We start from the raw sequence: 14,157 nt of genomic DNA, 5'->3' as shown, positions 1-14,157 counted from the left end.
ATGCTATGAATAAGCGGAAAAAAGTCCATTCAAATCTCGCTTTACAACTTGTGTCGACAATTCCAACCCGTACTCTTTGCCTGATAGAGTGCGTCAGAACAGTTCCACCCTGAAAAAATAAAGGAACATCTTTAGCCAATCCTGTTATTTGTTGTAGAAACAGAGAATAGCCAAGTATTTCTAAATTGCTATGTGGATTGCTTGTCTTGTGCGACAGAGCCTTCGGCAGCATCAATCTCTTAACCGGCAAAATACTTGTCTGTTATTCTTCCTTCCATAGTTCAGTGATTTTTGCAGAGTGGTGGCGACCATATGACACGAAATGGGTGGTTACCAGAAAACGGCTATTGGCGCTGAAGTTGGCTGAGAGTACCGTACCACTGTGACAGGTAGAGATTTCTTTTTTCGATGATGCATCGCCCTCCAGGGTATGGATTTTTGTCTTCCTGTCGATAGTGAAGGTCGCCGCAAAGCGGCTATCGGTGCTGAAGGTGGCTGAAGGGAAACAGACCCAATCTTTATAAAGGGTAGGGCTGTCTTCATTCCATGATCCATTGTCATTCTGGCAATACTCTTTGCTTGCCCTGTCGATACTGGTGGTTATCAGACGTCTGCTACTGGGGGTGAAGGTGGCTGAGAGGACCTTATGGTAGTGGCAGATAGTTATTTCTTCTTCCCATGATGCATCGGTTTTTTTGCCATAGATTTTCGCCGTATTATCGTCACTGGCGGTCGCCAAATGGCATCCATCGGCGCTGAAGGTAGCTGAGTTGATCCGATCTTCATGGGCAATGATGGCTTTTTTTACCCATGGTCCATTGTTCTGCCTGCCATAGATTTTAACCAGGTCATCCCTGCCAACAGTCATCACATGGCAGTCATCAGGGCTAAACCCGGCTGATTGGATCGGGCCATCGCTGTCGATATGGCTAATGGTCAATTCTTTTTCCCATGAGCCATCGTCCTGTTGGCCATAGATTATTGCCGTAGCATCGTCACTGGCAGTCACTATATGGTGGCTATCAGCGCTGAAGGTAGCTGAGTTGACAGCGTCATCATGGGTAATGATGGTTTTTATTTTCCATAATCCATTGGCCAACCTGCCAGTGATTTTTACCATGTTATCTTTACCGACAGTCATCACATGGCTACTATCGGGGCTGAAGGCGGCTGATTGGATCGGACCATTGTGTCTAATGGTGACTTCTGGTCCCCATTGTCTGTTGTCTTTTTGGCCAAAGATTATTGCCGTACGATCTTCACTGGCAGTCACTACATGGTGGCTATCAGCGCTGAAGGTGGCTGAGTTGACCTTACCAGTATGTTGAACACAGTGTTCTTCTTCCCATGATGCATCGTCCTTCTGGCCAAAGATTTTCGTTGTGTGATCTGTGCTGGCAGTTACTACGCGACAATTGTCGTTGCTAAAGCTGGCTGATTTGACCGGACCATTGTGGCGGATAGTGACCTCCTCTTCCCATGATCCGTCGGCCTTATAGCCGTAGATTTTCGCGGTACAGTCGTCACTGGCGGTCACCATCCGGCGGCTATCAGGGCTGAAGGAGGCTGAGTTGATCTCAAGGTCATGGGGAATGTTGGCTTTTGTAACGGGATGAATTATTGTCCTCAAGATATTGACGAACTGTGAGTCATCTGGACCCTGATTGTTGTGCCTGCAAAGTTGGACAAAATGGTATAGGGCTTCATAACATGTTTCTGTTATATTCCATTCCTTAACGGCTCTATTTGCACTGTCTAACGAATGACAATTGCCGTATTTTTTCAATAGACTGATAAAGTCGTTAAGTTTTTCTCTTAAGTCATTTAATTCTGATCGACATACAGGACAAGTTTTAACTGAAAGGTCAGATAGCCCTTTTTGCAGCCACAGATTTAAACAATGCACATGAAAAACGTGATGACATGGCGTTTTCACTAATCTTGCTGTGCGTGAAAAGCGCTTACAACATATTGGGCACTTATTATCAGTAATTTGTGCATGTTTCACCTTATCCACTTTAAATGTATTATCGCGAAAGGCATTGATATTTATATAATCATCCATTGTTTTCTTGCCAGGCACAGCCATGGCTCTATCCGCACCGACAAAAGATGATGTACTTGCCAGACGAGTTGAATGACCACCGTGTGATCGTCTTTTCTTTAATCGTTTTTGGCGCAGCCCATTTGCCTGATGAGTAAGGGCGGGTTGCTTTGGCCTTGCTCCCTGCTTTGAGTATCCAGTACCAGAGGCACTTTGGCAGCTATTAACTTGTGGGGTAGAACTCATTACTGGCTCATGGGGTGAAGGGTCGGTACGCAGCTGAATTAACTGTTCATTTACGAAATGTTGTAATTCATGAAGCGCCGGGTGTTGATGAAAATGTGCAAAGGTATCTGCAAAAGAGGCAGGAAATGTAAATGATTGTGCAACGGTTATAATATCAATCCTTATGGCTAAATCTGATATTTGTCCTGACAGATAATGAATAAGCTCAAGTGGGTTAGAGTAGGTCAGGAATAACTGGACGAAGTATTCAGCAAAGCAACGTTTTTCAAAGTGTCCTACAGGTGGCTGTTGGTCAGATTGATTGACTCTCTGGATTATGTCCTGAACAATCTTGTACAAAATCATCAGGTTGTTGTCACCAGCTTCGGGTATTGCCGGGTCCGGTGGAATTATTGTCTGGAGTGCAGGCAGAGTGTCAAGGTCATTCAAAGTCTGTTTTTTATCGCTTGTGGCTTCTATCAGCTGCTCGATAAATGGGTTGCGCAATGAATTCTGTTCGAGAGAACGCTGCAGTTGCAGTACCGTCTCAAGAGGAGTGATACTTTCATCCCTGCTGTTTGTGCCTTTTGTTTCCAGAACCTGCAAACGCTGAAGCATGTCCAGCTCATCCATTATTTTCCTGAGTTTAAAAACGGCACTGGGATCGCCGCTTTCAATGATGTTTATAAGCTGATTTGCAAGTACCTGAAGGTCTTGAGTGGAGTCATTGTTTTTAGTCACCGATTCATCGTCGTCTTTTCCGTTATTGCCATTCCCATTGCCATCATGGCCTTCACCCGGTGATTGGTTTTCCTGATCTTGAGGTTCTTCTCTTGTTTCCTTTTGATGGTGATTATTTTCGTCCTTTGGCTTTGGATCAGGTGCTCTGCCAGAAGGCTGCCCATCGCCGTTACCTGCCTTCAGGCCACCGTTATGATTTGTCTTCAAGACCGTTCGCTCAAGCCATGGTTTGAAACAACCAGGCTGCCATTGGAAGCTTTCGCTGGCGAGGCAGGAGAAGCCGCCACTCCCGCTACCGGGAAAATCGTCGATGCCAGCGAGCTTGCCACCTGACAATGTCTGTGTGTTATTGCGGGTTTGGCTGGTTTTCGGTCCGATGTCAGCCAGGTTGTCGGAATAGGTCAGAAGGGTCAGAATCCGAACCTCGTGCCCATCTGGATTATGCTGGTCAATGAGGGTGTAAGAGTAGCCTGACGGTGCAATCACCATAGCTGGTAATGACAGGACAAAGGCCATGAAAGCTATAAATGTGCGGTAAAACTGCACTGAAGTCTCTCTGTAACCTGGTCGATAATATCCAATCCGCCCTCTTTGTCTGATAGAAAATGCCGGGACAATCGGTGCTGACTTTTTGCTCTGGAAAAATAAAGGAACGGCATTGGCCAATCTCATCATTTGCAGTACAAACAGAGGATAGCCAAAAATTTCTGAATCGCTATAGGGACTACTTGTCTTGTGCCACAATGTCTTCCGCAACATCTTGAAGTCAGAGAAGGGCGGTTTGCTTTCATTCGTCCTTCCAGAGTTCAGTGATCATCGCAGCCTCCTGATAGCGACCAATATCTGAAATACAACTGGTGTTCACCAGAAAGCGGCTATCAGCGCTGAAGTTGGCCAAGAATACCGCACCATGATGATAGATAGTGATTTCTTTTTGCCATGATGCATCGTCTTTCAGGCTATAGATTTTCGCCTTCCTATCGATACTCGCGGTCGCCGCAAAGCGGCTATTGGCGCTGAAGGTGGCTGAACGAACCCAGCCTTCATGAAGGATGGTGGTCTTTTCTTCCCATGATCCATTATTATTGTGGCTATGAATTTTTGCCGTCCTGCCTCTGCTGGCAGTCACCACATGTTGGCTATCGGGGCTGAAAGTGGCCGATAAGAGTCTATGGTTGTGGCAGATAGTCATTTCTTCTTCCCATGCTGCATCGGTCTTTTCGCCATAGATTTTGGCCGTATTATCAGAACTGGCGGTCACCAAATGGCATCCATCGGCGCTGAAGCTGGCTGAGTTGATCCGATCTTCATGGGCAATGATGGCTTTCTTTACCCATAATCCATTGTCCTGCCTGCCATAGATTTTAACCAGGTCATCCCCGGCAACAGTCATCACATGGCGGCCATCGGGGCTGAACTCGGCAGATATGATCGGACCCCCGCTGTCGATATGGCTAATGGTCAATTCTCTTTCCCATGATCCATCGTCCTGTTGGGCACAGATTATTGCCGTACCATCGCCACTGGCGGTCACCACACGGCGGCTGTCGGTGCTGAAGGTAGCTGAGTTGACCGTGTAATCATGGGCAATGATGACTTTTTCTTGCCATGCTCCATTGGCCGACCTGCCAGTGATTTTCACCAGGTTATCTTTACCGAAAGTCACCACATGGCTACCATCGGGGCTGAAGGTGGCTGATTGGATCGGACCATTGTGGCTAATGCTGGCTTCTGTTTCCCATGGCCTGTCGTCCTTTTGGCCAAAGATTATTGCGGTACCATCGTCACTGGCAGTCACCATACGTTGGCTATCAGTGCTGAAGCTGGCTGAGTTGACCGTACCAGTATGTTGAACGGTGAGTTCTTCTGTCCATGATCCATCGTCCTTTTGGCCCAGGATTTTCGCCTTGTGATCCTCACTGGCAGTAACTACACGACAGCTATCGCGGCTGAAGCTGGCTGATTTGACCTTACCATTGTGGCGAATAATGGCCTCTTCTTCCCACGATCCATCGGCCTTATGGCCATAGATTTTCGCAGTACAATCTTCACCGGCGGTCACCACCTGGCGGCTATCAGGGCTGAAGCTGGCTGACGTGATCTCAGAGTCATGGCGAATGTTGGCTTTTATAACGGGATAAATTATTTTTCTCAAGATATTGGCATACCGTGGATCATCTGATGCCTGACTGTTGAGTCTGCAAAGTTGGACAAAATGGTATAAGGCTTCATGACTTGTTGTTCTATTCCATTCCTTAACGGCTCTATCTGCAGTGTCTAACAAATGACAATTGCCGTATTTATTCAATAGCCTGTTAAGGTTGTTAAGTTTTTCTTTTGAGCTTTTTAATTCTGATCGACATACAGGACAAGTTTTAATTGCAAGATCAGGTAGCCTTTTTTGGAGCCACAGATTCAAGCAAAGCACGTGAAAAATGTGATTGCAGGGTGTTTTCACTAATCCTGCTGTGCGTAAAAAGCGCTCACAACATATTGGGCACTTATTATGAGTAATTTGTGTATGTTGCACCTTATTCACTTTCAATGCATCATCGCAAAAAGCAATGATAGTCATGTCATCATCCCCATAAGATCGTTCTGTTTTTAATCGTTTTTGGTGCGGCGTATTTGACTGATGAGAAAGGGTGGGCCGTTTTGGCCTTGCTCCCTGCTGTGGGTTTCTTAACCGTTCATTTAAGAAATGTTGTAATTCATGAAACGAGGGGTGTTGGTGAAATTGTATAAAGGCATTTGAAAAAGAACTGGCAGATGTCAATGATTGTGCAGCAATTATAATCTCATGGGTTACCGCTGAATCTGATATTTGCCCTAACAGATTACCAATAAGTTCAAGTGGGTTTGAATAGAACAGAAACAATTGAACGAAGTACTGAATAAAACAATTTTTTTCAAATTGTCCTATTGGTGGTTGCTGGCCAGATTGATTAACTCTATGGATTATGTCCAGAACAATCCTGTACAAAATCATCAGGTTGTTGTTGCCAGCTTCGGACAGTGGTCGGGCTATCGGTTGCAGTGAAGCCAGAATGTCAGGGTCATTCAAAGTCCGTGTTTTATCGCTCGTGGCTTCTATCAGCTGCTCGATAAACCGGTTGCGCGATGAATTCTCATAGCAAGAACGCTGCAGTTCCAGTATCGCCTCAAGAGGACTGACAGCATTACCACTGGTGTTTGCGCTTCTCGTTTCCAAAACCTGCAAACGCTGTGGCATGTTGAGCTTATCCAGTATTTGCCGCAGCTTAAAAACAGCATCAGGATCGTCACTTTCAATGATGGCTACAAGCTGGTTGGCAAGTACCTGAAGGTTTTGAGTCCTGGCATTTTTTTCACTCTCCTCGCCATTGTCGTCTTTTCTGTTATTACCATCCCCGCTGCCATCATTGCCTTCTCCCGGTGAGTTGTTGTTCTGATCTTCAGGTGCTTCTTTTTTGTCCTTTTGATGGCTGTTATTTTTGTCCTCTGATCTTGAATTTGGTGCGCTACCAGAGGGTTGGCCATCTCCATTAGCGGCCTTCAGGCCACCGCCATGATGTCTCTTCAAGGCCGTTCGCTCAAGCAATAGTTTGAAACAGCCAAGCTGCCTAATAAGGCTTTCGCTGGTGGGGCATGAAGTGGCGGCATGTTGCAGGAGGGTGTTCCAGAAATCAACATCGGTCAGTTGTTCAACAGTGAGGAAGTCGAGCCAGCCAACAGGTATAGCAGCTTCGCTGGAAGAGCCATCGGCATTAACCCGTGTCATTATCAGACGCGCCGGGGAGGGTGGCTCTTCAAACGAAGCAGAATCTTTACCAATGGACATCAGCCAGTTGATGACGGGTTTCAGGATAACCAGATCTATTTCAAATAATCCCGATGGTCTCCCACCGCCACCTCCCCAGGGTGGGGGGGGCGGCAAAAAGAAGAAGCCACCGTTGCCACCACCGGGAAAATCGCCGATGCCAGCGGGCTTGCCGCCCGTTAATGTCAGTGTGTTATTCCCGGGTTGGCCGGTTTTCAACCCACTGTCGTTTATGTTGTCGGTATAGGTCAGAAGGGTTAAAGGGGCAGTATGGGGCTTATCGTTGTGAAGTTGATCGGTAGTGACAGAAGTTAATTCCGGTCTGTCTGCCGTCGTGGATCTTAAGTGAACAAGCGTGCCATTTTTAGACGCATGTTGAGAGATATGTTGGAAGTCGGGTGTTTGTTCTTTTGTCAGTATCATCAGTTGATAACAATAGTTGCTCGGGTCGTTCGTCACCAATATCGCAATACTGTTGGAATCTGCTGGCACCACAGGCGCCTTAAAGCAAAGGATACTGTTTTGGTCATCGAAACCCTTCGGTAGCAGCAAGTTCATTTGCCACTGACTCACAAACTGAGGATCTTTGCCATCATTGATCTCAATCCGAACCTTGTGCCCTCCCGGATTATGTCGGTCAATGATGGTTGAGGAATAGCACAAAGGCAAAACTGCCATAGCCACCAGGAAAAGAACAAATGCTATGAATAAGCGGTAAAGGTGCATTCAAATCTCACTAACTTATGATAACAACCCGGACCTGTCCTGTTTGCCTGACAGAGTACAATCAGAAAGGTCTGTGCTGGCCTTCTGCCCTGAAAAATAAAGAAACATTACTGGAAGGTCTTATTATTCGTAGAAAAAACAGATAATAGACAAGAATGTCAAAATTGCTAAATGGATTAATTGCTTTGTGCCACAGAGCCTTGTCCTCTTCCCGTGTTGCAATACTGAAGCGGTCACTGGCGGCGACTATTAAATCGAGCCAGATGGTTAATTATTTCTTTCAACCGGCGGAACGTATAGAGATTGTCTGCAAACAGGGCAGGTTCTTATCCCTTTACGGAGCATTGCAGCGTAGCAATCATCATGTACTTTGTGAGAGCAGTACATTATCAAGCAGCCGTCGAAGGAATCTTTCAGGCAGATGCAGCACTTATCGTGGCCTGAGTTTTCCCGGCATTCGTGATTACTTTGATACCTTACATAAAGGCAGATATTACAAACATCACAGTGAAAGGACTCATCCTTGTTTATTCGGCAAATTCCGCATTTATGGCAGTGGAATGGTTTTAGTTCCATATTGTCGAATTCTTTGCATTGTGCGCAGAAATACTCCGACATTAGTTCGTTGCATCCCGGGCACGCCTGGGAGTCTTCCGTAATATCCCCCTCATAGTTACAGAGAGAACATTGAAGCCTTTTTGCTTGAAAAGCCTGACGATCTGTAAGGTCGCATTTCTTACTTTTGTTATGACATCTATAGCAGGGAAAATACCCTTCACAGCACCCAAAGTTTACACGACATAACCTATGGTAATGATTGCACAATGGCATTCGTTCTTTTCGCACAGGTGTCTTTAACTGCTCGTTTGACGGGTTTGCCTCCTCATTATGGGCACTCGACTGCTGGTCAGAAGCAGAACGCTCTGCGCCATTGCTTTGCATCGCCGGGCTGGCCGCTACCCACTGTTGTTTTTCTCTCCCTGGTCTTGGATCAACAGATGAGGGTCCTGCCTGTAATCGCTCTTGGGAAACGTTATTTTGCTGATAGGCAAGGGCAGGCTGATTTGGCTCTGCCTCCAGCTCTGAGTATCTACCAGTCACTATGCAATGGGAACTGCCGGAAGAGCCAGAAGCTCTTTTGTTAATATCAGCTTGCTGGTGGATGGTACTTGTATCTTTATTGCTGACAATTGTTTCGTCAGAGATATTATCGCTTTTACCGGTGACAGGCTCTATAGAAGGCACTTGTTGTAAGTGGGGATTTTTTGCATAACCCATCAGCTCATCTGAGAGGCGTTCTAATTCAGAAATCGATGGGTGTTGGTGAAATTGTATAAAGGTATTTAAAAAGCGGTTGGGAAATGTCAATGATTGTGGATTAATCATAAGAACATGCCTTGTGGGCAAATCTGATATTTTCCCCAACAGATTACGAATCAGTTCAACCGGGTTTGAGTAGATAAGGAACAATTGAGCGAAGTACTCAGCAAAGCAACATCTTTCAAACTGACTCATAGGTGGCTCTGTGTCAGATTGATTGACCTTGTGGATTATGTCCAGAGCAATCTTATACAACATCAACAGGTTGTTGTTGCCCTCTTCGGGCATTGCCCGGTCAGGTGGAATGATTGGTCGAAGTAGAGACAGAGTGTGAAGGTTATTCAAATACTGTTTTGTATTGCATGTTGCCTTTATCAGCTGCTCGATAAAAAGGTTGCGCAGTGAATTCTCGTTGCAAGAACGCTGCAGTTTCAGTACGGCTTCAAGAGGAGTGACAGTATCCTCGGTGTTGATGCTTTTTGTTTCCAGAACCCGCAAACGCTGTGGCATGTCCAGTTCATTCAGTATTTGCCTGAGCTTAAAAACTGCTCCGGGATCTTGACTTTCAATGATGGCAACAAGCCGGTTCGCAAGTACCTGAAGGTCTTCAGTGGTAGTTTTTTTTTCACTCTCTTCGCCATCGTCGTCTTTTCTGTTGTTGCCATTTCCGCTGCCATCATGGCCTTCTCCCGGTGACTGGTTCTCCTGATTTTCAGGTTCTTCTTTTTTCTCTTTTTGGTGATCGTTATTTTCGTCCTTTGGCCCCGAATTGGGTGCGCTACCAGAGGGTTGTGCCTCCCCATTCGCTGCCATCAGGCCACCGCCATGATTTGTCTGCAAGGCACTACGCTCAAGAAATCGTTTGCAACAGCCAAGCTGCCATTGGAGGCTTTCGCTAACGGGGCAGGAAGTAGCGGCCTGCTGGAGGAGGGTGTTCCAGAAATCAACATCGTTCAGTTGTTCAATATTGAGGAAGTCAAGCCAGCCAACAGGTATAGCGGCTTCGCTGGAAGAGCCATCGGCATTAACCCGTGTCATTTTCAGACGTGCCGGGGAGTGTTGCTCTTGAAACGAAATAGAATCTTTACCAATGGACATCAGCCAGTTGATGACGGGCTTCAGGATAACCAGATCTATTTCAAATAATCCCGATGGTCTCCCCCCGCCACCTCCCCAAGGTGGGGGTGGGAGTAAATAGAAGAAGCCACCATTCCCGCTACCGGGAAAATCGTCGATGCCAGTGAGCTTGTTGCCTGTCAATGTCACTGTGTTATTCCGGGTTTGGCCGGTTTCCAGTTCACTGCCGGTCGTGTTGTCGGAATAGACCAAAAGGGTTAATGGGGTCGTATGGGGATTGTCGTTAAGGAGTTGATCGGTAGTGACAGAAGTTAATTCTGGTCTGTCTGCCGTCGTGGATTTCAAGCGAATAAGTGTGCCATTTTCAGAGGCCTGTTGAGAGAGGTGTTGGAAGCCGGGTATTTGCTCTTTTGTCATTAGCAACAGTTGGTAGCAATAGTTGCTCTGGTCGTTCGTCAACAATATCGCAATACTGTTGGAATCTGCTGACACCACGGGTGTCTTAAAGCAAAAGGTGCTGTTTCGATTGTTGAAACTGTCCGGAAGCAGCAAACTCACTTGCCACTGACTGACAGCCTGAGGGGCTGTGCCGTGATTGATTTCAATCCGAACCTTTTGCCCACCGGGATTATGTCGGTCAATGATGGTTGAGGAGTAGCACAAGGTCACAACCAACATAGTCATCAGGAAAAGAACAAATGTTATGAATAAACGGTAAGAATGCATTCAAATCTTTCTGCACTAAATGTGTTATTAATACCAACCCGCCTTCCCTGTCTGACAGAAAACGCCAGGACAATCTGTGCCGACTTTCTGCTTTGGAAAAATAAAGGAACATTATTGACCGGTTTTATTATCCGTAGGACAAACAGAGAGTAGACAAGAATTTCCGAATTGCTATTTGTGTTACTTGTTTTGTGCAACAGAGCCTTCGTCAGTATCAACCTGAAAGTGACTTGCAGGACTTGATACCGGGCTGTGGTAGCAGTATGGAGCTGCTATTTTTAAAAACTCATTTTATACCAATCGAACGTTCTAAGTACCTGGCCAGTTGGTTTCGCATATTCTGGCGAGTGGATTTTTTCATCCTTCAAGGCGCAACGACGGGCGCGTAGCCTTAGCTACGCAACCAGAGTTGGAACGCAGAAGGATGGAAAAAGCCGCCGTCCAGAATAGGCGAAACCAACTGGTTAGGTACTTAACTCCCTATGTAAGTCAGACGCGGTCACCGGTAGCGACTATTAAATTCAGTCAGATGGTTTAATGATTGTTTCCAACAAACCAGGCGTCTGTAGGGTTTCTGCAAATAGGGCAGGTTCTTATCCCGTTTTTAAGCATTGCAGTGCTGCACTCACCATGTACTTTGTGGTAGCAAGGCATTATCTTGCAGCCGTGGAAGGTATCTTCCAGGCAGATACAGCACTCATCGTGGCTTGAGTTTTCTCGGCATTTGTGATTGTCTTGAAACCTTGTATTCAGGCAGATATCACAAACATCACAGTGAAAGGCCCTATCCTTAAATGTTCGGCAAATTCCACATTTATCGCAGTGGTATGGTTTTTTTTCTAAATCGGTGAAGTGTTTGCATTGTGCACAGAAATACTCCGACATTAGTTCGTTGCATCCCGGGCATGTCTGGGAGTCTTCCGTAATATCCCCCTCATAGTTACATAGAGAACATTGAAGCCTTTTTGCATGAAAATCCTTACGATCTGTAAGGTCGCATTTCTTACTATTGTTATGACATCTAGGGCAGGGGAAATACCCTTCGCAACACCCAAAGTTTACACGACAAAACCTATGGGAATGATTGCACAATGGCATTCGCTCTTGCACAGGTGTCTTTAATTGCTCGTTCGACGGGTTTGTCTCCTCATTATGGGTACTTGACTGCTGATCAGAAGCAGATCGGTCTTGTGCACTAGTGGTTTGATCATCACCGGATGAAGGTCCTGCCTGTAATCGCTCTTGGGAAGCGTTATTTTGCTGATAGGCAAGTGCAGGCTGATCTGACTCTGCCTCTGCCTCTGGCTCTGCCTCTGGCTCTGGGTATCTATCAGTCAGTATGCAAGGGGAACTTCCGGAAGAGCCAGAGGCTCTTTGGTGGCTATCAGCTTGCTGGTGGGTGGTACCTGGATCTTTATTGCTGACAAGTGTTTCGTCAGAGAGAGTATCGCTGTTATCGATGACAGGCTCTACAGAAGGCACCTGTTGTAAGTGAGAATTTTTTGCATAACCCATCAGCTCATCTGAGAGGCGTTCTGATTCAGAAATCGATGGGTGTTGGTGAAATTGTATAAAGGTATTTAAAAAGCGGTTGGGAAATGTCAATGATTGTGGATTAATCAGAACAACACGCCTTAAGCACAAATCTGATATTTTCCCCAACAGATTACGAATCAGTTCAACCGGGTTTGAATAGGCCAGGAACAATTGTGCAAAGTACTCAGTAAAGCAACATCTTTCAAACTGACTCATAGGTGGCTCTGTGTCAGATTGATTGACCTTGTGGATTATGTCCAGAGCAATCTTATACAAAATCAACAGGTTGTTGTCGCCCTCTTCGGGCATTGCCCGGTCAGGTGGAATGATTGGTCGAAGCAGAGACAGAGTGTGAAGGTTATTCAAATTATGTTTTGTATTGCTTGTGGCCTCTATCAGTTGCTCGATAAAAAGGTTGCGCAGTGAATTCTCGTTGCAAGAACGCTGCAGTTTCAGTACGGCTTCAAGAGGAGTGACAGTATCCTCGGTGTTGATGCTTTTTGTTTCCAGAACCCGCAAACGCTGTGGCATGTCCAGTTCATTCAGTATTTGCCTGAGCTTAAAAACTGCTCCGGGATCTTGACTTTCAATGATGGCAACAAGCCGGTTCGCAAGTACCTGAAGGTCTTCAGTGGTAGTTTTTTTTTCACTCTCTTCGCCATCGTCGTCTTTTCTGTTGTTGCCATTTCCGCTGCCATCATGGCCTTCTCCCGGTGACTGGTTCTCCTGATTTTCAGGTTCTTCTTTTTTCTCTTTTTGGTGATCGTTATTTTCGTCCTTTGGCCCCGAATTGGGTGCGCTACCAGAGGGTTGTGCCTCCCCATTCGCTGCCATCAGGCCACCGCCATGATTTGTCTGCAAGGCACTACGCTCAAGAAATCGTTTGCAACAGCCAAGCTGCCATTGGAGGCTTTCGCTAACGGGGCAGGAAGTAGCGGCCTGCTGGAGGAGGGTGTTCCAGAAATCAACATCGTTCAGTTGTTCAATATTGAGGAAGTCAAGCCAGCCAACAGGTATAGCGGCTTCGCTGGAAGAGCCATCGGCATTAACCCGTGTCATTTTCAGACGTGCCGGGGAGTGTTGCTCTTGAAACGAAATAGAATCTTTACCAATGGACATCAGCCAGTTGATGACGGGCTTCAGGATAACCAGATCTATTTCAAATAATCCCGATGGTCTCCCCCCGCCACCTCCCCAGGGTGGGGGTGGGAGTAAATAGAAGAAGCCACCATTCCCGCTACCGGGAAAATCGTCGATGCCAGTGAGCTTGTTGCCTGTCAATGTCACTGTGTTATTCCGGGTTTGGCCGGTTTCCAGTTCACTGCCGGTCGTGTTGTCGGAATAGACCAAAAGGGTTAATGGGGTCGTATGGGGATTGTCGTTAAGGAGTTGATCGGTAGTGACAGAAGTTAATTCTGGTCTGTCTGCCGTCGTGGATTTCAAGCGAATAAGTGTGCCATTTTCAGAGGCCTGTTGAGAGAGGTGTTGGAAGCCGGGTATTTGCTCTTTTGTCATTAGCAACAGTTGGTAGCAATAGTTGCTCTGGTCGTTCGTCAACAATATCGCAATACTGTTGGAATCTGCTGACACCACGGGTGTCTTAAAGCAAAAGGTGCTGTTTCGATTGTTGAAACTGTCCGGAAGCAGCAAACTCACTTGCCACTGACTGACAGCCTGAGGGGCTGTGCCGTGATTGATTTCAATCCGAACCTTGTGCCCACCGGGATTATGTCGATGAATGATGGTTGAGGAATAGCAAAAAGGCACCACCGCCATAGCCAGTAGAGGAAGAACAAATGCTATGAATAAGCGTAAAAAAAGCATTCAAATCTCGCTATATAACTGGTACAACAATTCCAATCGGCCCTCTTTGCCTGATGAAGTGTGTGAGAACAGTCTGTGCTGACTTTCCGCTATGGAAAAATAAGGAACACCATTGGTTGTTCTTGTTATCCGAAGTAGA

Annotated in this window: 4 protein-coding genes; all 4 read right to left on the bottom strand. The window is 46.2% G+C overall.

The window, feature by feature from the left end:
* Positions 1 to 262: 262 nt before the first annotated feature.
* Complete coding sequence (locus tag ACO6V5_RS16850; protein WP_422442131.1) at positions 263 to 3,556, bottom strand: RING finger domain-containing protein; 3,294 nt, start codon at positions 3,554 to 3,556, stop codon at positions 263 to 265.
* Between the two features lie 241 nt (positions 3,557 to 3,797).
* The gene (locus tag ACO6V5_RS16845) at positions 3,798 to 7,535 is read right to left on the bottom strand and encodes an RING finger domain-containing protein (protein ID WP_422413760.1); all 3,738 of its coding nucleotides are present in this window, start codon (positions 7,533 to 7,535) and stop codon (positions 3,798 to 3,800) included.
* A 267-nt stretch (positions 7,536 to 7,802) separates the two neighbouring features.
* Positions 7,803 to 10,658, bottom strand: coding sequence for a CHY zinc finger protein (locus ACO6V5_RS16840; protein ID WP_422492131.1), 2,856 nt, complete (start codon positions 10,656 to 10,658; stop codon positions 7,803 to 7,805).
* A gap of 534 nt (positions 10,659 to 11,192) precedes the next feature.
* Positions 11,193 to 14,018, bottom strand: a complete 2,826-nt coding sequence (locus ACO6V5_RS16835; RefSeq protein ID WP_422492130.1) for a CHY zinc finger protein — start codon at positions 14,016 to 14,018, stop codon at positions 11,193 to 11,195.
* Between the last annotated feature and the right edge of the window lie 139 nt (positions 14,019 to 14,157).

Origin of the sequence: Endozoicomonas sp. ALD068, assembly GCF_049310145.1 — a bacterium.
Classification (GTDB): domain Bacteria; phylum Pseudomonadota; class Gammaproteobacteria; order Pseudomonadales; family Endozoicomonadaceae; genus Endozoicomonas_A.
The sequence above is the reverse complement of the archived record's forward strand: the minus strand, read 5'-3'. Positions and strand labels throughout refer to the sequence as shown.

What these genes read in the sequence shown, in the direction of transcription:
- ACO6V5_RS16845 (WP_422413760.1), bottom strand. Translation starts at nt 7,535, where the DNA reads ATGCACCTTTACCGCTTATTCATAGCATTTGTTCTTTTCCTGGTGGCT.
- ACO6V5_RS16840 (WP_422492131.1), bottom strand. Translation starts at nt 10,658, where the DNA reads ATGCATTCTTACCGTTTATTCATAACATTTGTTCTTTTCCTGATGACT.
- ACO6V5_RS16835 (WP_422492130.1), bottom strand. Translation starts at nt 14,018, where the DNA reads ATGCTTTTTTTACGCTTATTCATAGCATTTGTTCTTCCTCTACTGGCT.